General features: G+C 70.4%; 21 protein-coding genes and 2 pseudogenes. 11 read left to right on the forward strand and 12 right to left on the reverse strand.

Features of this window, described 5'->3' with window-relative positions; genetic code table 11:
* Positions 1–65: 65 nt before the first annotated feature.
* Positions 66–1,370, forward strand: coding sequence for an MFS transporter (locus V2J85_RS12740; protein ID WP_330821627.1), 1,305 nt, complete (start codon positions 66–68; stop codon positions 1,368–1,370).
* On the opposite strand, the gene V2J85_RS12745 is transcribed toward V2J85_RS12740, so the two are convergent.
* The 6 genes and pseudogenes from V2J85_RS12745 to V2J85_RS41290 form a co-directional block, all read right to left on the reverse strand.
* Entirely contained in the window at positions 1,347–2,558 is a 1,212-nt protein-coding gene (locus V2J85_RS12745) for an NAD(P)-binding domain-containing protein (protein ID WP_261954569.1), read from the reverse strand. The two genes, V2J85_RS12740 and V2J85_RS12745, sit on opposite strands and share 24 nt — an antisense overlap.
* 100 nt (positions 2,559–2,658) lie before the next feature.
* Positions 2,659–3,864 carry an LLM class flavin-dependent oxidoreductase gene (locus V2J85_RS12750; RefSeq protein ID WP_330821628.1) on the reverse strand — a complete coding sequence of 402 codons (1,206 nt, stop codon included), beginning with the start codon at positions 3,862–3,864 and terminating at the stop codon, positions 2,659–2,661.
* Positions 3,865–3,868: 4 nt separating this feature from the next.
* A complete protein-coding gene (locus V2J85_RS12755) occupies positions 3,869–4,957 on the reverse strand; it encodes an ABC transporter substrate-binding protein (RefSeq protein WP_330821629.1) in 1,089 nt (362 codons plus the stop codon).
* A 233-nt stretch (positions 4,958–5,190) separates the two neighbouring features.
* Positions 5,191–6,039: pseudogene (locus tag V2J85_RS12760) on the reverse strand (ABC transporter ATP-binding protein); the annotation flags it as partial.
* Positions 6,012–6,947, reverse strand: coding sequence for an ABC transporter permease (locus V2J85_RS12765; RefSeq protein ID WP_261954566.1), 936 nt, complete (start codon positions 6,945–6,947; stop codon positions 6,012–6,014). The pseudogene V2J85_RS12760 and the gene V2J85_RS12765, both read right to left, overlap by 28 nt.
* 379 nt (positions 6,948–7,326) lie before the next feature.
* Positions 7,327–7,422: a putative leader peptide gene (locus V2J85_RS41290; protein WP_410011234.1), complete on the reverse strand. Its 96-nt coding sequence runs from the start codon at positions 7,420–7,422 to the stop codon at positions 7,327–7,329.
* A 145-nt stretch (positions 7,423–7,567) separates the two neighbouring features.
* Here V2J85_RS41290 and V2J85_RS12770 point away from each other — a divergent pair, with 145 nt between their 5' ends.
* The 7 genes from V2J85_RS12770 (at position 7,568) to V2J85_RS12800 (ending at position 15,093) form a co-directional block, all read left to right on the forward strand.
* Positions 7,568–7,990: a YjbQ family protein gene (locus tag V2J85_RS12770; protein WP_261954565.1), complete on the forward strand. Its 423-nt coding sequence runs from the start codon at positions 7,568–7,570 to the stop codon at positions 7,988–7,990.
* A 351-nt stretch (positions 7,991–8,341) separates the two neighbouring features.
* Complete coding sequence (locus V2J85_RS12775) at positions 8,342–9,037, forward strand: Crp/Fnr family transcriptional regulator (protein ID WP_330821630.1); 696 nt, start codon at positions 8,342–8,344, stop codon at positions 9,035–9,037.
* Positions 9,038–9,167: 130 nt separating this feature from the next.
* Positions 9,168–10,025: a hypothetical protein gene (locus tag V2J85_RS12780; protein ID WP_330821631.1), complete on the forward strand. Its 858-nt coding sequence runs from the start codon at positions 9,168–9,170 to the stop codon at positions 10,023–10,025.
* Positions 10,022–12,127: a hypothetical protein gene (locus V2J85_RS12785; RefSeq protein WP_330821632.1), complete on the forward strand. Its 2,106-nt coding sequence runs from the start codon at positions 10,022–10,024 to the stop codon at positions 12,125–12,127. Before V2J85_RS12780 ends, V2J85_RS12785 begins: the two co-directional genes overlap by 4 nt.
* Positions 12,128–12,198: 71 nt before the next feature.
* Positions 12,199–13,320, forward strand: coding sequence for a PE-PGRS family protein (locus tag V2J85_RS12790; RefSeq protein WP_330821633.1), 1,122 nt, complete (start codon positions 12,199–12,201; stop codon positions 13,318–13,320).
* Positions 13,317–13,823, forward strand: a complete 507-nt coding sequence (locus V2J85_RS12795; RefSeq protein WP_474064959.1) for a Pycsar system effector family protein — start codon at positions 13,317–13,319, stop codon at positions 13,821–13,823. Before V2J85_RS12790 ends, V2J85_RS12795 begins: the two co-directional genes overlap by 4 nt.
* A 70-nt stretch (positions 13,824–13,893) precedes the next feature.
* On the forward strand, positions 13,894–15,093 hold the full coding sequence (locus V2J85_RS12800) for a M48 family metalloprotease (protein WP_330821635.1): 1,200 nt from the start codon (positions 13,894–13,896) through the stop codon (positions 15,091–15,093).
* A gap of 250 nt (positions 15,094–15,343) precedes the next feature.
* On the opposite strand, the gene V2J85_RS12805 is transcribed toward V2J85_RS12800, so the two are convergent.
* From V2J85_RS12805 to V2J85_RS12820, 4 genes are all read right to left on the reverse strand, one after another.
* Positions 15,344–15,958, reverse strand: coding sequence for a GTP-binding protein (locus V2J85_RS12805; RefSeq protein ID WP_261954564.1), 615 nt, complete (start codon positions 15,956–15,958; stop codon positions 15,344–15,346).
* Complete coding sequence (locus V2J85_RS12810; RefSeq protein ID WP_261954563.1) at positions 15,906–16,364, reverse strand: DUF742 domain-containing protein; 459 nt, start codon at positions 16,362–16,364, stop codon at positions 15,906–15,908. The genes V2J85_RS12805 and V2J85_RS12810 overlap by 53 nt, the downstream gene beginning before the upstream one ends.
* Before the next feature lie 173 nt (positions 16,365–16,537).
* On the reverse strand, positions 16,538–17,014 hold the full coding sequence (locus V2J85_RS12815; protein WP_261954562.1) for a roadblock/LC7 domain-containing protein: 477 nt from the start codon (positions 17,012–17,014) through the stop codon (positions 16,538–16,540).
* Positions 16,995–19,535: an ATP-binding protein gene (locus V2J85_RS12820; RefSeq protein ID WP_410011233.1), complete on the reverse strand. Its 2,541-nt coding sequence runs from the start codon at positions 19,533–19,535 to the stop codon at positions 16,995–16,997. Before V2J85_RS12820 ends, V2J85_RS12815 begins: the two co-directional genes overlap by 20 nt.
* A gap of 509 nt (positions 19,536–20,044) precedes the next feature.
* Here V2J85_RS12820 and V2J85_RS12825 point away from each other — a divergent pair.
* Together V2J85_RS12825 and V2J85_RS41295 are read left to right on the forward strand one after the other, a co-directional pair.
* A complete protein-coding gene (locus tag V2J85_RS12825; RefSeq protein ID WP_261954561.1) occupies positions 20,045–21,181 on the forward strand; it encodes a substrate-binding domain-containing protein in 1,137 nt (378 codons plus the stop codon).
* Between the two features lie 83 nt (positions 21,182–21,264).
* Positions 21,265–21,786: pseudogene (locus V2J85_RS41295) on the forward strand (toll/interleukin-1 receptor domain-containing protein); the annotation flags it as partial.
* Between the two features lie 98 nt (positions 21,787–21,884).
* On the opposite strand, the gene V2J85_RS12830 reads toward V2J85_RS41295, so the two are convergent.
* Positions 21,885–22,034: a hypothetical protein gene (locus V2J85_RS12830; RefSeq protein ID WP_261954560.1), complete on the reverse strand. Its 150-nt coding sequence runs from the start codon at positions 22,032–22,034 to the stop codon at positions 21,885–21,887.
* Between V2J85_RS12830 and V2J85_RS12835 the strand changes: the two genes are divergently transcribed.
* A complete protein-coding gene (locus V2J85_RS12835; protein ID WP_330821636.1) occupies positions 22,035–22,784 on the forward strand; it encodes a hypothetical protein in 750 nt (249 codons plus the stop codon).
* Here the strand turns inward: V2J85_RS12835 and V2J85_RS12840 are convergent.
* Positions 22,744–24,156 carry an amino acid permease gene (locus V2J85_RS12840; protein WP_330821637.1) on the reverse strand — a complete coding sequence of 471 codons (1,413 nt, stop codon included), beginning with the start codon at positions 24,154–24,156 and terminating at the stop codon, positions 22,744–22,746. The genes V2J85_RS12835 and V2J85_RS12840 overlap by 41 nt on opposite strands.
* Between the last annotated feature and the right edge of the window lie 208 nt (positions 24,157–24,364).

Consider the following 24,364-nt stretch of genomic DNA (forward strand, 5'->3'; position numbering starts at 1 on the left):
ATGATCACCTGTCGGCTCATCCTGCCCCAGCAGCCGGCCGAGGAGAAGAACCGGAGCGGAGGACCATGTCGAACGCCGAAAAACTGACCGCGGACCTGGCGCCGGACGGCGGCCGCCCGGCCTCCCGGCTGCGCCAGCTGGCCGCCGCCTCCATAGGCAACGCCGTCGAGTGGTACGACTGGTACGCGTACTCCTTCCTGGCCGTCTACTTCGCCGACCAGGTCTTCCCCAGGGGCGCCGGCAACTCCCTGGTGCCGCTGCTCTCCACCTTCGCCGTCTTCGCCGTCGGATTCTTCATGCGGCCGGTCGGCGGGCTGCTGATGGGCGCCGTCGCCGACCGCCGCGGCCGGCGCACCGCACTGACCGTGACCATCCTGCTCATGGGCGGCGGCAGCCTGCTCGTCGCCCTCACCCCCACCTACGCCACCACCGGCCTCCTCGCGCCGGTCGTGCTGGTCCTCGCCCGTCTCGTCCAGGGCCTGTCCGTCGGCGGCGAATTCGCCGCCTCCACGACCTTCCTCGTCGAGTCCGCCGGCCCCGGCCGCCGCGGCCTGTTCTCCAGCTTCCAGTACGTCTCCACGACCCTCGGCCAGCTCCTGGCCTCCGGCACGGCGGCGCTGCTCGCCGGGCTGCTCACCGAACAGCAGATGGCCCAGTGGGGCTGGCGGGTGGCCTTCCTCGGGGGTGCGCTGCTGAGCCTGCTGGGCCTGTGGATCCGCCGCGGCGCACAGGAAACCCGCAGTGCCGAACAGCAGGCCGCCGACCGCCCCGGCCTCTTCGAGGCGCTCCGCCGCCACCCCCGCCAGTCCCTGCTGATCTGCGGCATCACCGCCGGCGGCACCATCGCCTACTACACCTGGACGACCTACCTCCCCACCTACGCCCAGGTCAACGCCGGCTTCGACAAGGGCGATTCACTCATCGTCGGGACCCTCTCGCTCGCGTTCTTCGCCCTGCTCCAGCCGCTCGGCGGCCTGCTCTCGGACCGCATCGGCCGCAAACCGCTGCTGCTCGGCTTCTCGCTGGGCTTCGCGGTCCTCGCGGTTCCCCTGCTCCACCTCGTCACCGACGCGTTCGTCTCCCTGCTGCTGGTGCAGTGCGCGGGCATGGTGCTGCTCACCGGCTACACCGCGGTCGCCGCGGCCGTGAACGCCGAGGTCTTCCCCGCGCGGGTGCGCGCCGCCGGCATCGGCTTCCCGTACTCCCTCACCGTCGCGCTCTTCGGCGGCACCGCCCCGTACGTCGGCACCTGGTTCAAGCAGGCCGGCCACGCGGGTCTCTTCCCCTGGTACGTGTCCGCGCTCTGCCTGGTCTCGTTCGTCGTCTACCTCACGCTTCCGGAGACTTCACGGGACAGGCTGGAGCGGTAGCGTCAGGAGTCGGCGGATGTCGCGTACGGCTGCTCGGCCCGCGCGGTTGGCGCCGATGGTGCTGGCGGAGGGGCCGTAGCCGACGAGGTGGACCCGGGGGTCGCGCAGCGTGCGGGTGCCGTCCATCCGTATGCCGCCGCCCGGCTCGCGCAGCTTCAGTGGGGCGAGGTGGTCGATGGCCGCCCGGAAACCGGTCGCGTAGAGGATCACGTCCGCTGCCACCCGGTGGCCGTCCGCCCACACCGCACCGGTCGGCGTGAGACGTTCGAAGAGCGGGAGTCGCTCCAGGACGCCGCTCTCGCGGCCCCGCCGGATCGCGTCCGTCATCGGCAGCCCGGTCACGCTCACCACGCTCCGCGGCGGCAGGCCCTGCCGGACCCGCTCCTCGACGAGGGCCACCGCCGCCCGGCCCTGCTCCTCGCCGAACGGGCCCTCGCGGAAGACCGGCGGCCGCCGCGTCACCCAGGTCGTGGCGGCCGCGACCGGCGCGATCTCCAGCAACTGCTGCACGGCCGAGGTTCCGCCGCCCACCACCACGACCCGCGCGCCGCGGAACTGCTCCGGCCCCTCGTACCGGGAACTGTGCAGCTGCCGGCCGCCGAACGTCTCCTGACCGGGGAAGCGCGGCCAGAACGGCCGGTCCCAGGTACCGGTCGCATTGATCAGGGCCCGCGTCGCGTACCGCCCCTCCGACGACTCGACCAGCAGGCGCCCGTCCGCGCCTTCGCGAACCGCCAGGACGCTCACCGGACGGTGAACGCGCAGCCCGAAGGTCTGCTCGTAGGTCTCGAAGTACGTGCCGATCACCTCGGCGGACGGCCGGCCCGGATCGGCGCCGCTCAGCTCCATCCCGGGCAGCGCGTGCATCCCGTGCACCTTGCCGTACGTCAGGGACGGCCACCGGAACTGCCAGGCGCCTCCGGGGCGGGGGGAGTGGTCGAGGACGACGAAGTCGCGGTCGGGCCGGTAGCCCACTCGCTGGAGGTGGAAGGCGGAGGCCAGGCCGGCCTGGCCTCCGCCGATCACCACGACGTCGACCTGGGTGACCTCGGTGTCGATGGTGCTGTGACTGTCGATGGTGCGGTGCGCGGCGAGGGTGTCGTGTGGGGCGAGGGTGCGGTGGGTGGCGAGTGTGCCGAATGCGTCCGATGTCGGGACCGTGCCCGCGCCCACCCCGGTGTAGTTCATGTTTCTACTAACCGGGGGAGGGGGTGATCTCTTCCCGGCCGTGTGGCTACCGGGGTCCGGAGCCCCGGTCCCGGCCCCGGACCCCCGCCCCACCAGCCCCTCAGCGCCCGCCCGCCACCAGTAGGGGCGCCCCGCCCGGTGCGGAGGCCGGGCGGCCGTTCGCTGCCGGTACGGCGTCCAGTGGGGAGGGCACGGCAGGGAGCAGGCCGCGGGCGGCCAGCTCGGGCCGTACGCCCTCGCCGAACCAGTACGCCTCCTCCAGGTGCGGGTAACCGGAGAGCACGAAGTGTTCGACGCCCAGCGCGTGGTACTCCTCGATCCGGTCCGCGACCTCGGCGTGGTTGCCGACCAGCGCGGTGCCCGCACCGCCCCGTACCAGCCCGACCCCCGCCCACAGATTGGGCGCGATCTCCAGCTTGTCGCGGGAGCCGCCGTGCAGGGCCAGCATCCGCTGCTGGCCCACCGACTCGCTCCTGCCGAGGGCCTGTTGGGCGGCCGCGACGGTCGCCGGATCGAGGTCGTCCAGCAGGCGGTCGGCGGTCGCCCACGCCTCCTTGGAGGAGTCCCGCGAAATGGTGTGCAACCGGATGCCGAACCGGACCGTGCGCCCCTCCTTCTCCGCGAGCCCCCGGATCCAGTCGATCTTCTCCTTCACCTGCGCGGGCGGCTCGCCCCAGGTGAGATAGACGTCGACGTTCCGTGCGGCGACCGGGCCCGCGGCCGCCGACGACCCGCCGAAGAAGATCTGCGGCAGCGGGTCCGGTGGCAGTGCGGTCAGACCGCCCTCCACCTGGTAGTGCTCACCCCGGAAGTCGAACGGCCTTCCGCTCCACACACCGCGTACGACCTGCAGGAACTCGTCCGTACGGGCATACCGCCGGTCATGGTCGAGATGGTCCCCGAACCGCTTCTGCTCCGTGGAGTCGCCGCCCGTCACCACGTTCAGCAGCAGCCGCCCGCGCGAGATCCGCTGGTACGTCGCCGCCATCTGCGCCGCCAGCACCGGCGAGATCACCCCCGGCCGGAACGCCACCAGGAACTTCAGCCGCTCGGTGACCTGGGTGAGCGCCACCGTCGTCAGCCAGGCGTCCTCGCACCACGTACCGGTCGGAGTGAGGACCGCCTCGAACCCCAACTGCTCGGCGGCCTTGGCGATTTGGGCCAGGTATTCGACGTCCGGTGCCCGTACGCCGCTGACCGGGGTGATGCGGTCGCGCCGGATGCCCCCGTCGGTGTACGCATGCCGGTCGACGAGCGTCCGCCCGTCGCCGCCGGTCGGCAGGAACCAGTGAAGGTGTACGGACATGGTCTCACTCGGCCTTTCCGTGGGCGGTCGTGTGCTGTCCGGCGGCGCGCGCGGTCTTTCCGTAGGTGTGCGGCGCCGTGTCCGACGGCGGCAGGTCACCGTTGAAGCGCGGGTCGACGTACTCCCCGAAGTCGAAGGACCGGGGGATGAGCTTCAGCTTCGCGAACGCGTGGACGATCTGGTTCTCGGACGCGATGGCGCCCTTGTCGACGGCGACCTGTACCGCCGTCCCCCGGGTGCGCTTGACCGCCTCCAGCGCCACCTTCTCCGGCAGCCCGGTCTCCTTCGCCCATGCCTTCGCCCAGACGTCGGGGTGCTTGAACACCCAGTTCTGCGCCCGCCGCAGCCGGTCCGTGTAGTCCTTGAGCGCCGCGGCCTTCTTCTTGTCCTCCAGGGCGGAGGGCGCGGCCACCTGGAAGCTCAGGCCGTTGACGACGCCCTGACCGGTGGTCAGCACCCGTGCGTCGGCCTGGTCCAGCGCCTGGGCGGTGTACGGGTCCCACACCGCCCAGGCGTCCACCTTGCCGCGGGTGAACGCGGCGAGCGCGTCGGCCGGCTGGAGGTAGTTGAACGTGACGTCCTTCGGCGACAGGCCCGCCTTCTTCAGCGAGGCGATCAACTGGTAGTTCGCGGAACTGCCCTGCGCCACCGCGATCGACTTGCCCTTGAGCTGCTTCGGACTGCGCAGCGGCGAGTCCTTCTTCACCAGGATCGTCTCGCCGTCGGACCTGCTGTGCGTCGCGGCGATCACCTTGATCTTCGACTTCGCCGCGGCGGCGAACACCGGCGGGGTGTTGCCGACCGCACCGATGTCCACGGCACCCGCGTTGACCGCCTCCAGCAGCGGCGGCCCCGAGGTGAACGTCGACCACTTGATCTTGTACGGCAGGTCGTCCAGCTCACCGGCGGCCCGCAGCAACGCCTCCGAACCGCCCTTCTGGTCCCCGACGTTGAGCGTCAGCGACCCCTTGCCGTCGGTCCCGCTGTCGGTCCCCCCGCCGGCTCCGCCGGCCCGCGACGCACCACCGCAACCGGCCAGCAGCAGGGCGAAGGGGAGCAGCAGGGCGGCCGGTGTGATGTGGCGTGATCTCATGGGGCTTCCGTTCCGTTGCGGTTCGCGTTCCGATTCGTGCTCCGGCCCGCGACCCGGTTCTCGTTCTGGTGCGTGCTCTGATGCGTGCTCTGGTTGGCGTTCTGGTTCTCGTTCTGGTTCTCGTTCTGGATGTGGGGCTGCCCGGCGTTCCGGTGCTCGTTGTCGACTTCCGGCGCCTCTTCCGGTGCCTTGTCCAGTACCGGCTTCTCCGGCTCCTGGGTGGTGAGCTCCGCCGCCTGCTCCGTGTCCTCCGTGACACCCAGCCGGGCGAGCAGGCGGGCCCGTAGCGCAGCGAATCGCGGATCGGAGATGTCGCGCGGCCGCGGCAGATCCACCGCGGTCTCGTACGCGATCCGCCCGTCCTCCATCACCAGCGCCCGATCGGCGAGCAGCAGGGCCTCTTCCACGTCGTGGGTGACCAGCAGCACCGCGCAGCCACGTTCCTGCCACAGCTCGGCCACCAGCCGCTGGGCCTTGATCCGGGTCAACGCGTCGAGTGCGCCGAACGGTTCGTCGAGCAGCAGCAGATCCGGCTCCCGCACCAGCGCCCGGGCGAGTGACGCGCGCTGCGCCTCGCCGCCCGACAGCGTCTTGGGCCAGGCGTCCGCACGGTGCCCGAGGCCTACCTCCGCCAAGGCCCGTACGGCGGTCTCGCGTTCGGGCCGGCCCGGCAGGCCCAGCAGCACATTGCGCCAGACCTTCTTCCAGGGCATCAGCCGGGGCGCCTGAAAGGCCACGGCCTTGCGGCGCGGGGCCAGCACCTCGCCGCCGATCTCCCGGTCGAGCCCGGCGAGCACCCGCAGCAGCGTCGACTTCCCGCAGCCACTGCGTCCCAGCAGAGCCACGAACTCGCCGGGCCGGATGGTGAGTTGCAGCCCGTCGATGACCACCCGGTCACCGAAAGCGCGCACCAACCCGTCCACCTGCACGGCAACCGAAGGGGAGGAGGACGCCGCCGTCGAAGGTGCAGCCGCGTTCGCCGCCCCGGTCCCGGTCGCCTGCTCCGTCCGCTCCTCCGTGCCCTTATCCGTCCCCTTCTCCGTCGCCAGGCCGGTCACTGGCCCGTGAATGTCGGTCGCCATTGCAGCAGCAGCCTTTCGAGAGTACGGACGATGAAGTCGGCGATCAGTCCGAGAATTGCGTAGACCACCAGGCACACCACGATCACGTCGGTGCGGAAGAATTCCCGTGCCTGGTTCATCAGGAAACCGAGGCCGTCGTCGGCGTTGATCTGCTCACCGAAGACCAGCGCGAGCCATGCGGTGGCCAGCGAATAGCGCAGCCCGGTCATGGCGCCCGGCAGCGCACCCGGCAGTACGACATGCCGGATGAGGCCCCAGCGACTCAGCCCGAGCGACTCTCCGGCCTCGACCAACTGCGCGTCCACACCACGGATCCCGGCGTACACATTCAGATACAGATGGAAGGCCACGCCCAGCGAAATCAGCGCGATCTTGGGCGCCTCACCAATTCCCAGCCAGATGATGAACAGCGGAATGACGCCCACCCAAGGGATCGAACGCAACATCTGCACGGTCGCGTCGACCAGGTCCTCACCCAGCCGCGAAAGCCCCGATGCCAGCGCCAGCGCCACGCCCGTCACTCCGCCCAGCAACAACCCCACGGCCACCCGCTGGAGCGAGACCAGCATCGCCGAGGGCAGTGTCCCGTCCCCGAGCAGGTCGCCCGCGGTGGCGGCGATGGTCCCGGGCGACGCCAGAATGCCCTCTTCCAACACCCCACTCGCGCTCAGCACTTGCCACACCACCAGCAGCGCTACGGGCCCCACCGCCCGCCGCACCCACCGCGGCACCGACCGCCCCCGCCGCGAAACGGGCACCACCCGCTCCAACGGCGAGCCGACGACCGCACCCGCTTCCCCGGCGCTTTCGGCGGACTTGTCACCGTCCCTCGGCTCGGCGCCCCTCGGCTCGGCGGGGGGACGGGGGACGGGTGGGGCATGACCGGGCAGCGCTTGATCAAGAGACATGGACACTCCAGTGCGGGAGGGCAGGGGAGGGGAGAGGAGAGGAGTCGAGGCAGGGCAGGGTTGGGAGCGGAAGGGGGACGAATCAGCGGCAGGAAAAGCCGGGTGAGGAAAATGCGTGAGAGCGGGGGAAGCCGAAGGGAAAACGCACCGAGCCGAACAGAGTTCAGAAAGAACTCAGACAGAACTCAGACAGACCTCACGTCAGACCTCACGTCAGACCTCACACGGAGCTCAGGCAGAGCGCAGACCGTGACCACACAGCGTTCAGCCGGAGCCCGGAATCGGAGCCCGGAAGAAGAAGGCCGGCCATGAAGAGACCTGAGAAGACCTCAAAACCCTCGCGCCCGGAGAGCTCGGCGAGCCCGAAGAGACGGAGGCGTCAACAACACCCGGCCGCACCGCGCTGACACGCGGCGGATGCCACCCGCAGCAGGTCGATATGACCGCGCGTGGTGAGGAGAGGTGAAGAAGACATGTTGCTGAACGTAGCGGTGCGCTCGGAGAGGGGTCAAACGTCGTCTCGGGTGGTGGACCGTTGTTTCCGCGGTGTTGAAACGACATTGCCAACCGCGCCCGCCACCTTGCGGACCAGGGCGTCCGTCCCGTACGAAGATGAACGCATGAGCTCTGCATTCACCAGCCGCACCCTGGACATCACCACCGGCTCGACGGAGACCGTCGCCGACCTCACCGCCGACTGCGCCGCCTTCCTCCGGGACGCCGCGGACGGCCGTGACGGCCTGCTCAACGTCTTCGTCCCGCACGCGACGGCCGGCATCGCCGTACTCGAAACCGGCGCCGGCAGCGACGAGGACCTCCTCGCCGCCCTGCACGACCTGCTTCCCGCCGACGACCGCTGGCGCCACCGCCACGGCAGCCCCGGCCACGGCCGGGACCACGTCCTCCCGGCCCTGGTCCCCCCGCACGCCACCCTCCCGGTCATCGCCGGCCGCATGGCCCTCGGCACCTGGCAGTCCGTCTGCCTGGTGGACACGAACGGTGACAATCTGGACCGAAAGGTGAGGCTGAGCTTCCTGGGGTGACCTTGGGCAGGTCATTCCTACCTGGCCTGGTCTGGGTGCCGGCTCTTGTGCGCTCTCGGGAGCCACGGCTGGGGGCCGGACGCTCGTTGTGCCGATTTGCATGGTGGGCATGGTGGGGTCGACGCCGACGGTGTCCTACCTGCCCACGTGCACGTCTTTGTCGGTGCCAGGAGGACGCGCTCAACTGGGGTGCCCTGGTTCGTGGCTGGATGCGCAGGGTGTGAAAGGAAGACGTCACTGAAGTACCGTGGAGTGACGCGGCTTTGGGGAGTGCGGGTGGATGCCGACGGCGTGGTTAACCCTGTGTCGGGGCAGCCAAGGCTAGCGGCTGTCCCCGCGGAGTCCGAGCCCATGACGCCGTCACGAGCCAGCAGGCTCGACGACCAAGTTCCTTTCCTGGCGCGGTTGGAGCACCAGGAGCGGGTCGCGCTGCTGGAGCTGGGCCGGCCCATGAAGTACAGCCCGCGGTCCGTACTGGTGCATCAGGACGAACCGTCCACCCACGTGATGGTCATCCTCGCTGGCTGGACCAAGGTCATTCACTCCGCGGCCAATGGCTACGAAGCTCTGCTCGCCCTGCGGGGGCCGGGCGACATCGTCGGTGAGGCCTCCGCAGTCAGCGGCCGCTCGCGCTCGGCGACGGTCGCCGCACTCGGAAAGGTCGAGGCCGTCACGATCGAGCGTGGCAGATTCCTGGACCATCTCGCGGATTTCCCGGCTACTGCCCTCCAACTGCTCAGCCTCATTGGGGACCGGACACAGGCCAGCGACCGGCGACGCGTGGAGCAAGGAGCGCTCGGGGTTCGTGAGCGGTTGTCGCTCCTGATCCTGGAGCTGTCGCGCACACACGGGGTGCAGGATGCGGAGGGGGTGCGCCTGACCACCGGTCTCAGCCAGCACGAGCTGGCAGGCGCGGTCGGAGCCTCCCGCGAGGCGGTGGCCCGGCTTCTGAAAGAGCTGCGGGAACGCGACATCGTCCGCACCAGCCGCAGAGGACTGGTCATCGTCCGCCCGGACCTGCTGCGCCGGATTGGCAGCGGCGAATAGTCGACGGCCTTGCAGTCGGGGCAAGTTGTGTGCCATCGGCTACAGACGCTGTGTGTAGCAGTTCCTTTTCCACTGTCAGACCCCTACGAGATAGTGCTCCGGACTGAGCCCGACCGTCCGAGAGGCACCCATGACTCTGGCCCTGACAGAACCCGTCAACCGCACCATTCTGCTGCTGGACATCGAGGACTTCAGCCGACGGGGCAATGTGGTGCAGGCCTGCCTGCGCCGGGAACTGCACAACGTGGTGGAGGACACCCTGGCTGAGGCGGGTGTCGAGAGGAACATGCAGTACCGCGAGGACCGCGGGGACGGCCTGATCGTGCTGGTCAGCGCCGACATCCCGAAAACTGTGCTCCTCCGGGCCCTGTTGACGACCACTCCGGATGCATTGTGCCAGTACAACCGGCTGGCATCGAGCAGTGCCCAGATGCGGCTGCGGATGGTACTGGCCGCAGGGGAGGTCGCCTTCGACCCGAAGCAGGGCACGGTCGGCGGGCTCATCGGCCACGACCTCAACCAGGCCTGCCGGCTGCTCGATGCCGACGCCCTGCGCGAAGGGCTCGCACAGCGGGACGCGGACTGTGTGCTGGGGGTGTCGTCTCCCGTCTACGAAGGAGTGGTCCGCCACGGACACCGCGGACTGCGCCCGGAGGAGTTCCACCACGCCACGGCGTCCGTGAAGAAGGACAGGCTCGACCTGTGGCTGCACGGTCCGCTTCCGCATGTCACCACCGTCCCTGCCCCGGGACCCGCGCCCGCCGGGCGCGGCGGCGGGGGTATGCACAACGATGCCGCGAAGCAGGCTCCCGCGGCGCCCGTCTCAGTGCCTACGAGCGCCGGGGCAGCATTCGCGTTCAACGGCGGGACCGTGTCGGTCGGCGGCAGCCAGATCAATGGCGATCAAACCGGGGTCAGCGGCGGCCACGTCGCCGGGGACGTGGTCTTGGGCTCCGTCCGGCACGAGGGCCGGAGCGAGCAGGCGTGAGCGAGCAGCCTGGTGACAAGCAGACGGATCGCTCCCAGGACGAGCCCGCCCCGGGGGGCGATCAACAAGAGCAGACGAACGACGAGCACACGGAGGCGGAGGACGACCGCCCGCAGGACCCCTGGGCAGCGCGGCGTGAGCTGTACGAGCATGTACCTGCCGCGGTCAGCGGCAGCCTGGTAGGCGGCGACCAGACCGGGGTCAGCGGGGGCAGCGTCGCGGGCGACGTCGTTCTCGGCACGAAGGTGGAGCACCACTACCGTTTCGGCGCCGCCACCCACACCTCCGGAGACATCCCCTCGTCCGAACTCGACCAACTGTCCATCGAGTTCGCCGGGTACGAGGAGCTCGTGCACCCCCTGCGCGACCAGTTGCGCGAGAAGCGGGTACTCGTGCTGTACGGCGCGCCCTTCACCGGCCGCCGCAGCGCTGCCCTGATGCTGCTGCGCTCCCTGGACGCCGTGCCTGTACGCGCCGTCGACCCCAACACCCCACCGACCGCGCTGAAGGACGAGGTGAACAGCGATTCGCACGGCTACCTCGTGAGCGACCTGGTGACGGGCAGGGAGAATCCACTGCGCGACATCGACCTGTGGGCCCTGCGAGACGCACTCCGGGAGAAGGACGCCTATCTGGTCATCACTGTCGACCTGTTCGCGACCCTGCGGGGCGTCGACCCCGTCCCATGGGTGCCGCCATCGCCCCAGGCTGTGCTCCGGTCGCACCTGCACGCCCTGGTGGACGACCCGCGAAGGGAGCGGGAGCTGTTGGCTCTGGAACTCTCCCAGGAGTTCCTCGACCGGGACGATCACCAGCTGCGGGAGGCGGCGGCGTTCGCGAAGGCACTGGCCGGACACGCGGACGGGACGACTACTCGGGAGGAGCTGGCGAGCGTCGGCCCGAGACTGGTCCGGGAGCAGGTCCGGGAATGGTTCGGGGGCGACGAAACCCAGCTCCGGGACAAGGCGTTCCTCATCTCCCTGGCAGCGTTCGACGAGGCCGCCTACGCCCTGACCGCTGAGCTCAGCGACACCCTGTACGCGGAGTTCCAGAGAACGGAGGACGCAGGGAGGGAGCCCAGGGTCGGCATCTTCGGGACGTCCATCACCAAACGCCTGCGCCTGGCCCGAGCTGTCGAGTACTGGAAGGAGGAGCACACCGAGTGGGGCCCCGTGCGCCAGCGCGTGGCCCGCTTCCAGGAGCCCCGAGCCTCGGTCGAGGTCCTCCGCGAGGTCTGGACGAGCCACCCCTCCGCGCGGCCTGCTCTGCTCGCGTGGCTCCGGAAGCTCGCACAGGACGGCCGGCCGCTGGTGCGAACCCGCGCGGCAGTGACCGCCGCGGTGCTCGCCCAGACCGACTTGCCGTCGGCGATGGCCCTGCTCATCGAGGGCTGGGCGAAGTCGAAGCTCTACCGCGACTGCCTCGTCGCCGCCAACGCCCTCGCGACGGCGCACGCCGTCGGTGCCCCGAACATCCCGCCGATCCTGCGTTCCTGGTGCGAGGAGGAGGCCGGACCACGGCTTCGCTGGACAGCCATCCGGGCCTACGCCCTGGTGGGCCCGAGGATGCCCGACGAAGCGCTGCAGGCGTTGGCGAAAGCCGCTCGCACTGGGGATGACGAGCAGGAGGCGGAGCACATCGCCGAGTCCGCCGCCCTGCTGCTGAGCGACGAATCGGCATCGGTGCGCAGCCGGGTGCTACAGGGCCTGGTCGAACTCCTCCGGGACGGGCCTGCCGGCCGTTGCCTGACGCTGCACGCGTTTGTCCTGGCCTGCGCGCGCGCCGACAGTCGGCTGTTGCTGCGGTGGCACGCGGATGCCGCCTCAAGCGGCCTGACCGAGGACGCACGGCGGCTGTCCCTGCTCTGGCAGACCGCCCTGGGCGATCTGCGGTACACATCCGATGCGTTGAAGGCCCTGGCCGGATGGGTTCTCGAGGCGAACGGCGATCCGCAGGCCGAGCGGGAACTGGCGATGCTGCTTCCGACGCTTGTCGCCTCCGACGAGGACCGTAAGCGCCTCGATCACATGCTCGGGACACTGCGCGACCGGCGCGGGGACGGCCCGCCCGCGGTGGCCCACCGTCTGATGGCTGTGCTGTAAGGCGCCGCCTCTCGTCTGCGGCCGCGGGGCCGCGAAATTCCCGATTACCGCTGAGTGAGGAGAGAGGAACCATGGTGGACATCCGCCGCGAGCCCGACTGGGACCAGGGTGCGAACCGGCACAGTGAGCTGGTCGACCCGGTATTGACCGTGCGCCAGTTGTCCCGGTTCGACCACCGCAGGGGTTACAGCCGGATCGACAATGCGCTGCTCTTCACCACGGACAAAGGGGAGTTCGATGTCTACCTGCCACCTCATCGGCCGGCGCGCCCTCTGTTCGCCACCAGGCGGTACACCGCGGTCTACGAACTCGACATGGGGGTGCACGCGTGCACGTTGTCGCTGCTGCTGCCGAGCGACAACGACGCCTTCGACTTCACCGCCGAGATAGAGCTGACCTGGCAAGTCTCCCAGCCGCAAAAGTTCGTGGCCAGCGGAGAACGGGACGTGCCCGCTCTCCTGAGGCGCCGGCTGGAGCAGCTGATGTACCCGATCAGCCGTGGCTTTCCGATCGACCGGAGTGCGGATGCCGAACGCGCCCTGTACCAGGTGCTCGCCAGGGTGGGCGAGTTGGCGGATGAGGTCGGGCTGCGCACGTCGTGTGCCGTGCGGCTCAGGTTGGATGACGCGGCTATTGCTCACCAGCGGGAGCTACGCCGACTCCGGTACGCCGACGAACAGCTATGCATGTCACACGACTTGGAAATGCGGGAGGACCGGCTCAGGGCGGAGCGGGATGTGGAGCGGGCCCAGCGCGATCACGAACTGGTCATGCTGCAGGGCCGCCAGGATGAGGAAGCGCGGCAGTTGGAAGCGGAGAAGATCCGCTACTACGAGTACTACCTCCAGCACGGCGGCGTGGCGATGTGGGCCCTGCACCTGGCTCAGCATCCGGAGGATTCCCGGCTGGTGATGGAAAACCTGCAGAGGGACCAACTGAACCTGATCCGAAGTCAGTCCGACGTCGCCCTTCAGGTGTTGAAGGAGGGGAATCCGGAGGACTACCAGCGTGCGGGCCTGAACAAACAGGCCGTGGAGATCCTTGAGGGGCTCCTCGCCCACAACCTGCCCGGTATTGCTTCTGCTCCTCCTGCACCGGACTCCCTGCCCTGGGGAGGGCCCACCGGCACCCCGGTGCACTTCCACAAGCATAGGGACGAGGCGTCCGCCAACAGCGCCGAGGAGGAGCGATGAGCGGCTGCGGGGCGGAAGTCCCGGCCGTGGGAGCCCGTCTGCTTGCAGAGCTGCGCTCCGAGACGGCCCGTGCGGACAGTAAGGCGTCTCTGCTTTTAGGGGTCATGAGCATGACTGTGAGTCTGCTCGGTGGCCTGGTCGCGGCCCACGGATGGTCTTTATCGGGGCTCTCGGTCCCCGGGAGTGTGCTGCTGTGGGTGGCCATGGCCGCTCTGGCAGGGGCGCTGGGGTGCCTGCTCCTCGCCGTCCTGCCCCGGTACGGCACCAGCCGGTGGTCTCCGGAGCGGCCGTTGACGTACTTCGACGACATCCGCCGGGCCGCGGAGGGCGGTCGGCTCGCCGAGGCCCTCGCCATCACCGAGGCAAACCAGGCCGATGGGGTACTCGAGGCGCTGGCCCAGAACAGCCGCATCGTCGGTGCCAAGCACTGGTGGATCCGGACAGGCCTGGCCGCCTATTGCACGGGAGTGGTGCTTCTGGCCATCGCACAACTAATCGGCTGAACGCACCGCACCGGCTTGTCACTTACTGCGTCTTCACGAACCGGGCCGTACGCCTAGACAGGTAGCTACCATGACCGCTCCTCCCGACCCCGCCCACCCCGGCCGCACTTTCCTGCCCGATCCTCCGGCCTATCCGGCTGCTGTGGCCTTTCCGTCCCGGCACTGTCCGAACGAGACGATCCCGCCACCACCGCCGTACCCGGGCAGCGCGACGCAGTACGATGCCGCTCGCCATGGCGGCAAGCCGGAGGGCCACTCCGGTCCCGGCCCCGGGAAGCGTGAGCCGCACGAGGACTTCGGCCACCGTGGGCGTGTGCATCTCGCCAAACGGCAGCGGAGTATCGATGTTACGGCCATAGTCCAACTGCTGCTGCAGTTGCCTTCGTTCCTCGCAAGCCTGGCGATCGTTGTAGTGCTCTCTCAGCTCCTGCTCCCTGACATGGCCTGGCTGGGGGGCTTGCTCTGGCTTGCTTCGGGGGCCATGGCGTTTCACCGGCCCACGGAGAGAGCCTTCGCCCGCCATCTGCTGAACCTTCGTCACCCCACCCCACGGGAACTGAGCCGACTGGAACCACTGTGGCGGGCAGTCACCGCACGGGCGGGTGTCGAGGGTCGCGCATACGAGCTGTGGATCGAGGACAGCGATCATTTGAACGCGCTGGCCGCGGCAGGCCACATCGTGGGCGTTACCCGGTTTTCGCTGGAGCGTCTGTCCGATGGCCAGCTGGCCGCGGTACTCGCTCATGAACTGGGGCACCACGTCCGCGGCCATGCATGGTCCTCGCTCCTGGGGCAGTGGTATGCGGTTCCCGGACGTCTTGCGTGGGCTGTTGTGCGGAGGCTGATGCGGCTTGTCGCCGACATCGGGCGTGGGCGCATGGGCCTCTGGGCGGCAGCGCTGCTTCTGGTGGCGGGCGCCGCCGTTCTGCTGGTGGCGCTGGAGTACTGGTACGTCATTCTGACGCTGGCCGCTGCCCCGTATCTGCTTGCCGCCGTGACCCGCCGGGCCGAAGTACGGGCGGATCACCATGCGGCAGCGGCCGGCTTCGGGCCGATGCTCGCCGAGGTGTTGCACATGATGCAGGCGGTGGATCGGGAAAGTGGATCCGTGACGGCTTCCGCCCTGTCCGGGTGCGGTAAAACGGCTGCGATGGGCACGAGAACCCCAGTTCGTGGCCGCAGACAGGGCCTCTTGGGAAAGCTCCTGTCCTCGCATCCCGACTACCACACGCGCCTGCACCACCTCGCGCCGTATCTAAAGCAACGATGAGGCTGCCGCAAGTCGTATCCCGTGCCCGGACCTCCGCCAGTCGACCCGGCGGCGTGCTGGATACGTGTGTGAGGTACAGGTAGTGGTTGTTTTAACGGAGTTTCGCGGACACGAACCTCGACAACCCGACCCGGCAGGTTGCGGTTGAGCTTCCTCGGGTGAGGGGCGGCGGCAGAGAGACGGGGCCCGTGACGCGGGAGCGGGCCCGGCCGGGGCCCCGGACCAGTTTCCGGGGGCGCCCGCCCCCGGATCAGCCCCCCGTCGCGCCCTCCGCCCGTGAGAGGGCGACCTCCAGTACGACCAGGAGGGCGTCCCGGACCGAGCCGGTGGTGCGGGCGTCGAAGACGATGAGGGGGACGTGGTCGGAGACGTCCAGGGCCCAGCGCACCTCGTCGAGGTCGTGGTGGACCTCGCCGTCGAAGGCGTTGACGGCGACGGCGAACGGGATGCTCTTGTGCTCGAAGTAGTCGACCGCGGCGTAACAGTCGTCGAGCCGGCGGGTGTCCACGATCACCAGGCCGCCGAGGGCGCCCTCGACCACGTCGTCCCACATGAAGCCGAACCGGTCCTGGCCCGGGGTGCCGAACAGGTAGAGCTTCAGCGTCGGGTCGATGGTGATGCAGCCGAAGTCCATGGCGACCGTGGTCGTCGTCTTCCCGGGGGTGTGGGAGAGGTCGTCCACCCCCGCCGCGACCTCCGTGATGGCGGCCTCTGTGGTCAGCGGCCGGATCTCGGAGATGGCGCCCACGGCCGTGGTCTTGCCGACGCCGAAGCCGCCGGCGATGACCAACTTGACCGGTACCGGCGGCGGTTCAACCGCTGTCACGGAGTGTGTCCCGTGAGTCGGGGACGGCACGGAGACCATCGATAACCCTTCGCAGTACGGAGATGTCCTGGGTGGTGCCGGCGTGCGGGACGTGGACCGCCAGATGCCCGGCGGCGCGCAGGTCCTCCGCCAGCACCCGGACCACGTTGAGGTGGAGGCGCAGCCGCGCGGCCAGTTCGGCCACCGACTGCGGCTGTCGGCAGGCGGCGACGATGTCGCGTTGTTCGAAGGCGAGGGAGGCCAGCACGGAGATCCCGGAGGCGGTCGCGACGATCTGGGTCTCGACCGGGAGCGGCGGGCCGGTGCCGCCCCCCGCCACCCGGCCGGCGGTCAGCAGGAAGGGCCGGATCGCGGACGCGCGGCCGGCCGGCTCCGACGGGTCCGGGGCGCTGCCCGCCGACTCGTTCGGTGACTCGTTCGGTTCTGGTTCACCGGCCACCATCATGATCCTCTTCTCAGCGCCCGCAACCGCAGTGATCCTCTTCCGGTGCCGGCCATGACCTGTTGTCAGGCCGGCAAGGTCCCTCTTCCGGCGCCGGGCCACGACCCTGAACTCAGTGCCGGCCGTGGCCCTCCGCTCCGCTGTGCCCGCGCCCCTGCGTCCGCCGGGGAGACGGGTCAGCGGGCCGGGGCGGCGCCGGCGTTCTTCTTGAGTTCCAGCACCAGTTGGGGGGTGAGCGCGCTGCCGGCCCGGTTGGCGAAGAGGGTCATCTCGTAGGCGATGTTGCCGAGCTTCGCCTCCTTGGAGGTGACCACGCCGAGGACGGCACCGCAGCCGATGGCCGACACCAGCACATGGCCGCCCTCCAGGTCGATGATGACCTTGTTGAGGCCGCCGAGGCCGTAGTTGCCGGACGCACCGGCGGCCAGGCTCGTGACGCCCGACACGATCGCCGCGAGCCGCTCGGAGTCGGCCTGTTCGCGCAGTTGGGAAACGGCGATCAGCAGGCCGTCCGACGACACCGCGATGGCGTCGACGACACCGGCGGTCTGGGTGGCGAACCGGTCCAGCAGCCAGGTGAAGTCGGCCGCGGCGGCTGTCAGATCGGTGGGTTCCTCCCGCTCGGAACCGCTCTTACCTGTCGGCGTGCTCACTGCCCGACTCCTTCCGGGGTTGCTGGTGTGGCGAGGGCGCCGGTTCGCTCGTGGCGGGCGCACTCTCTTGCTCCGCCCTGCGTACGGCGGCCTCGAATTCGTCGAGTTCCGATCGGACCGCGTCGGCGTCGACGGGTGGGCGCACGGTCTGCGCCGTCCGGTCGGCCGCCGGGGTGGTCTTGTCGAGCGTCGCACCCCGTACCCGCCGGCGCAGCGGCCGGACGGACCGGTCCGTCCGGGGCGCGGACGCGGGGGTGGTCTGCTCCGGTTCGCCCGTGGCGCGGCGCGGGAGGCGCCGGGGGAGCTCGCCCTCCCGCGAGGGCCCGCCCGGCTGCCGTTCGGGCGCGGGGGCGAGGGCCCGCACGGGCAGGGGTGTGGCGGCGGGGGCGGAGTCGGCTGTGGGCTCGGCGGCGTGCGGCACGGGCTCGTGATCGGGCTCGTTCGCGGCCACGGTCCCGGACTCGGGCTGGGACATGTCCGCGGCCCCGGCCCGTTCCGTGCCCCCGGCCGGCGACGTTGCCGGGGCGGGGTTCACGGCCAGCAGCAGTGCCGAGGGGAGCCACACGGTGCCGGTGACGCCGCCGCCGGGGGTCCGGCTCAGGGTGACCCGGATGCCCGAGCGCCGGGCGAGGTTGCCGACCACGAACAGGCCGAGGACCTTGGTCGGTACGAGGTCGAGGCGTTCTCGGCGGACCAGCCGGGAGTTCTCCTCGGCGAGGCGTTCCGCGCTCATGCCGAGGCCGTGGTCGATGACCTCGATCAGGGCCCCACCGTCCGAGGTGACGTCGGTGCCGGGCCGGACGACCACCTCGACGGGCGTGTCGGACGGGGAGAACGAGACCGCGTTCTCCAGCAGTTCGGCGAGCATCAGCGTCAGGTCGTCGACGATGTCGGGTGCGACCACGACCTCCGTCTCGGCCCGCAGCGACACCCGCTGGTACCCCTCGATCTGGCCGAGTCCGGCCCGGATGACGTTGGCCAGGCCGGTCGGCCGGGCCTCCACCTCGGGGTCCCGGATGCCGGCGAGCAGCATCAGGCTGTCGGCGTTGCGCTGGAGGCGGACGGCGATGTGGTCGATGCGGTACATCCGCTCCAGGACGTCGGGGTCGGTCTCCTCGCGTTCCACGGCGTCGATCAGCATCAGCTGGCGCGAGGTGAGGTTGCTGACGCGGCGTCCGACGTTGCCGAACATCTCGGCGACGTTGCGGCGGCTGAGCACCTGCCGCTCCAGCAGCGCCGCGGCGGTCACCTGCACCTGGTTGAACGCCTCGGCCAGGTGGCCGATCTCGTCGTGGACCGGGACGGGGATCGGCCGTGGCCGCAGCGGGGTGCGGTCCGCGGAGTCGTCGTCCTCGACCCTGGCGAGCTCCTCGCCGGCCACGTCGACCACCTGCTGGGCGGCGCCGGTCAGGGCCGCCAGGGGACGGACGACCGAGCGCCGGACCAGGACGGAGAAGGTGAGCCAGGCGGCGAAGCCGAGGAGGGCGAGGCCGAGCATCACCAGCGCGTTGTCGAGGGCGCTGCGGGAGAGGCCGTCGGCCCGGGTGGCGATCTGCTCGATCAGTGACCGGGTGATGGCGAGGCGGGCCTCGGCCTGCCGGGTTCCGGCGGCCATCGCCTTGCGCAGCTGGTGCGGGGTCTGGCCCTGCAGCGAGCCGGGGTCGATCTGGAGCTCCGCGAACTGGGCCTCGATGCCGTTCTGTTCGGCGTCCCGCTCGATCCCGTCGAGCGCCAGGACCTGTTCCGGGTCGGCGATCCGGCCGAAGCGTGCGGTCTGCTCCTCGTACAGCTTGTGGGCGCCGACCGCGCGGGTGTACTCGGTGAGGGCGTTGGCGTCCCGGGTCTGGGCGGAGAACACCCCGCTCTCGAAGGCCGCGTGGGCGGCGTCGGCGCGCAGCACCGTGTCGAGGAGGTTGGTGACCGAGGACGACGAGGTGCCGGCGTAGCGGTCGAGGCCGATGCCGTCGATCAGGTAGCCGACGGCGGCGGCGTACGCGGGGTCGATGGTGGCGGCCGGCACCGATCCGCGTTCGACCTTGTCGCGCAGGACGGTGAGACCGCGGATGTACGCAAGGGCGCGGGCCTCGTCCTTCGGCAGGCCCGGTCCGAACGCCGCGTGCACGGCGGTGACCTGCTCGTCGGTGTCCTGCTGGGTCCGGCGGTAGGCCGCGGTGGACGGCAGGGCGGCGCCGGGCCGGACCGATTCCTGCTCCACGGACAGCAGGAGCGCCTGCCGGTGTTCGGCCTGTACGTCGTTGATCAGCCTGGTGACCTGCTCGCTGTCCCGCACCAGCTCCTCGCTCCGGCCGGCGTCCTGGGCCTTCTGCACCTGGGTGGTGACGCCGACGCCCAGCAGCACGCCGACGACCGCGACCGGCGCGATCACCAGGACGTTGAGCTTGCGCCGGAACGGCCAGCGGTCGAGGAGGGCGTCCGCCCGCTGACGGAACCGCGGTCGCAACGGTGAACGCCGGGACGGGTCGGGTTCGTGTTGCGGCGGGTCCACTGCGTCCACGGACACCCGGGCCTCCTTACGACGTGCTCCTGAGTGGTGACCGGGGCGGTGGTGTTGCCGACCGCCGACGACGGGCAACGTGACGACGGGGAAACACGGAGATTGCGAGGTTTGCACCTCGATGCGAGCGAAAAGATTCCGCCACACGGTCAACCGGCCGTGAACACTACCGCTTGTGCACGGGCATGCAAGACGGGACGCATCAAGGCCCCGCAGTATTCAACTCTTCGTCACCTTTGGTCCGTTACAGCCCTGCTGAATGCCCCGCCGCCGGCCGCCCGATGCCCGTCAGAAAGCGGAACGAAGGAGCGGGAAGCGGGCCGAAACCGTGCGAAGGGGGAGAGAGGGCGGGCGCGAACTGGCGCGATTCCACCGGGTCCGGCACGAGCGGCATACCCGGCATCTCCGACGGTGGGGGCATCTCCCGCAGGTGGCTGCCCCACGGACCACCGCCACCCGTAACCTGTCTTCCCCCCACCCCACCCGTACCCCCATGCTGCGCTGCGAGGACACCCGTGCACCCCACCCGCAAGGCGGTCGTGACCGCCGCCGCACTCCTGGTCATGGCCACCGCCGGCTGCGATTCCGGCGCCGGTGCCACCGCCTCCGACAAGAGCTCCGCCAAGCCCGGCTGTCCCACCGTCCTCTCCCGGGCCGAGCAGGCCGTCAAGAAGGCCGAGGAGGTCAACGCCCCCTGGAAGGGCCCCACCACCGGCCCCAGGGCCGTGCACGGCAAGACCGTCGTCTACATAGCCCAGACCCTGACCAATCCGGGCGTCGCCGGTGTCGCCCAGGGCTTCCAGGAAGCCGCCAAGATCCTCGGCTGGCACGCCCGCACCCTCAACGGCCAGGGCACACCGGGCGGCATCCGGGCCGCCTTCCAACAGGCCCTCGCCCTCAAGCCGGACGGCATCGTCCTCAGCGGGTTCGACCCCGGCACCGCCGCGAAGGAGGCCAAGAAGGCCCGTGCGGCGGGGATTCCACTGATCGGCTGGCACGCCACCGCGGCCCCCGGCCCCAGCAAGGACCCGCAGCTCTTCAGCAACATCACCTCCCGGGTCGAGGACGTCGCGAAGATCAGCGCCGACTGGATCATCGCCCGCTCCCACGGCCACGCCGGCGTCGTCCTGTTCACCGACGCCACGGTGCCCTTCGCGAAGCACAAGTCCGACCTGATCAGGAAGGAACTCGCCACCTGCTCCGGCGTCAAGCTGCTGAGCTACACCAACATCCCCATCCCCGACGCCAGTAGGCGCTCCATCGGGGAAGTCCGCTCGCTGCTGTCCCGTTTCGGCCGCACCTGGACGTACTCCGCGGCGATCAACGACCTGTACTTCCAGCACGCCGCCCCCGCCCTGCGCGCCGCGGGCAAGGACGGCGCCGGCGCCCCCTACAACATCGGTGCCGGCGACGGCGACCCGTCGGCGTTCCAACGCGTCAACGGCAAGCAGTTCCAGGCCGCCACCGTGCCCGAGCCGCTCTCCGAACAGGGCTGGCAGATCATCGACGAGTTCAACCGCGCCTTCACCGGCGCCCCGGACAGCGGATACGTCGCGCCGGTCCACATCGCCACCCCCACCAACAGCGGCGGCGCCCTGTCCTGGGACTCGGAGGGGTACCGGCAGGCCTACCGGAAGATCTGGGGCGAGTGAGGGGCAGGAGCCTTTCCGGCCGGCGGGGGCCGGCGGGGGCCGGGCCGGACGCGCGCTCCGCGCCCGTGCCCGCCCGTTGACGGATGACCTGCTGCTCCGTTGCCGGGCATAATCGGGTAGCTGTGCTGGGCGTCGGAGTGCGCAGGCGATGGCAGTCGCTGACGCCGGTGGTCGTACCTGCACGGTTCGATGGGGGAGTGGTGGAGAGCGAAGCCCGTCGGGCGGCGTCGGCCTATGACGCGTTCATCAGCTACAACGCCAAGGATCTGGCGGTCGTGCACCGGCTCGCCGAGCTGCTGCACGCGGAGGGTTTCCACGTCTTCCTCGACGACTGGTGCCTGGTGGCGGGCGAGCCCTGGCAGGAGCGTCAGAACGAGGCGCTGGCCGGCAGTGCGTGCTGCCTCGTGATGTGTGGTGCACACGGTCTGGGGCGGTGGCAGGAGGAGGAAGTCCGGCTCGCGGTCAGCGCCCGGGTCAGCGGGCGCCCCATACGGGTCATTCCCGTGTTGCTCCCGGGCGCGACCGACTCGGCGTTGGAGCACCTGGACTTCCTGGAGCGCTTCACCTACTGCGACTTCCGCGGCGGACTGGACCAACCCCGTTCCTTCACCCGGCTGTGTGCCGGGATCCGCGGCGAGGCGCCCGGACCGCCGCAGCCCGCGGTGACGGCGTTACGGGCCGGGCAGCCGCCGCCCGCGGCGGACTACCGGTCGGCCTTCCACGCCCCGGCCAGCGGCTGGCAACGTGCCTGGTCCTGGCCACGGCCGCCGAGCACCTCGTCGACACCGCCGACGTCCGTCATGTCCTGGTGCCGCCGATGTCCCGTGCCGAGGGCACCGACTTCATCGCGCACATGGCAGAGCGCACGAACCTCCCCGTCGAACCCGAGGAGTTGGCCGCACAGCTGCCGGCCGACGTGCTCTCCCACCCGCTCGCCCTGCGCACCTTCCTCGCGCACACCGCCGACGTCCCGGCGGCCCTGCTCGTCCGCCCCGGTCTCCCGTCGGACGTGCTCTCCGCCCGGAAACTCGTGTCCACGGCCGTCGCCCGGCTGCCGGCCGTGCACCGCAAGGCCCTCGCGCACGCCGCGGTGCTCGACCGGGTGGCGCTGGCGGATCTGCTCGCGGCCGGCATGGCACTGCCGCCCTGGTTCACCCTCGCCCTGTCCGACCTGGTGCCGCGCTGCCTGGTCGTCCAGGTGGCCGGCGGGGTCGAGGTGCCCCAGCTCGTCGTCCAGGCCCTGGACGACGTGGAGCCGGGGGCCCGTCGGGCCGCGCTGCACGAGATCCTCACCGAACTGGCAGGGCTGGCAGCGGGTGCGGAGAGCGACGCGCTGGTGTCGCTCGTGGGGATGCTGGCGCCGATGGCACGCGTAAGTGCGGAAACCGCTGCCCCGACGAGAACGGACGCCGCCTGTTCGCACTGTGCGGCGTCAGGACCGGGCCCCGGCCGGGCACCCGTGCCGCCGCTCTCGTGGATCAGCCGAAGCCCGAGCCCGGCGGCTGACGGAAGGCCGGTGTGCCGCCCGCATGAGGCAGGAGGCGAGGTCGGACCTCAGGGCCTCAGTCGCCGGTCGCCTTCCTCCGGTCCCGGCGCTGCTTGAGGTGCCCGGCGGCGGCGAGTGCCGCGACCACGGCGGCGGTGCCGGCGAGCTGGTGGCGGCCGTCCGTGGAGGCGGCCATCACGGCGAAGATGCCGAGGATGGCGGCGAACGCCAGCCAGGTCAGGTAGGGGAAGCCCCACATCCGTACGGAGAGCAGCTCGGGTGCCTCCCGCTCCAGACGGCGGCGCATCCGCAGCTGGGTGAGGCAGACGATGGACCAGACGACCAGTACCGCGCAGCCGGCGATGTTCAGCAGCCAGGCGAACACGGTGGTCGGCCAGACGATCCCGGCGATCACGGCGGCGAAGCCGAAGGCGCAGGAGGCCAGCACCGCCGCGGCCGGCACGCCCCGGGTGACCCGGCTCAGGAAGCGCGGCCCCTGGCCCCGGTTGACGAGGGAGTACGCCATGCGCGACGAGCCGTAGATGTTGGCGTTCATCGCGGAGAGCAGCGCCACCAGCACCACGATCTGCATGATCGTGCCGGCGGCCGGGATGCCGAGCCGGTCGAGCACGGTGACGTACGGGCCCTGGGTGGCGACCTTCGGGTTGTTCCACGGCACCAGGGTGACGACCACGGCCATGGAGCCGATGTAGAAGACGGCGATGCGCCAGACGGCGGTGCGGACGGCGCGGGCCACGTTCCGGCTCGGATGGTCGGACTCCGCCGCCGCGATGGTGACGGTCTCCAGTCCGGCGAACCCGGAGATGGTGGTGAGCAGGCCGGCGGCGAGGCCGGCGGCGCCGGTCGGGAAGAAGCCGCCGTGGCCGGTGAGATGGCGGGTGCCGGGCGGGTTGCCGAACACCCCGAGGATGCCCAGCACACCCAGCACCAGGAAGGCCACGATCGTGGCGACCTTGATGGCGGCGAACCAGAACTCGAACTCCCCGAAGTTCTTGACCGCGGTGAGGTTGCTGGCGCAGAAGAACGCCATGAAGATCGCCACCCAGCCGTAGGCGGGGAGGAACGGCACCCAGGTGTGCATGATCGTGCCCGCCGCGGTGGCCTCGGCGGCCACGCCGGCACAGAGCATCAGCCAGTACATCCAGCCCGAGGTGACCCCCGCCCAGGAGCCGAGCTCCTGCTCCGCGTGCACCGAGAACGAGCCGGTGGAGGGCCGGGCGGCGGACATCTCGCCGAGCATCCGCATGATCAGCATGACCAGCGCGCCGGCTCCGATGAAGAGCAGCACGATGGCCGGCCCGGCCGCGGCGATACCGGCTCCGGAGCCCACGAAGAGCCCCGCGCCGATGACGCCGCCGAGCGCGATCATCGACAGATGACGCTGCTTGAGGCCGTGCGAGAGCACGGACTCGTCGTTCTGCCCGGTTTCCGGGGAGCCCTGGGGTGACCGGGTGTGTGTCCGACTCATGGTCGTGCCTGTTCATTGCGTGAGACGTTCGGTGAGCCGGAAAAGTCTGGGGGCCCGACCTGCCCGTATGACGTGAACGCCCACTATTCGGACCGTTTGCCTACAGCGGGTGAAGGTGCCGACACGTCAGGTTTGCGGCACGGGGGTGCGCGGCCGGATACCGCCGGAAGGGCGGTGTGCGCCTGTGAGTTGTGTCACTGCTTGCCGC

The sequence above is a fragment of the Streptomyces bugieae genome, assembly GCF_036352915.1.
Taxonomy (GTDB): domain Bacteria; phylum Actinomycetota; class Actinomycetes; order Streptomycetales; family Streptomycetaceae; genus Streptomyces; species Streptomyces endophytica.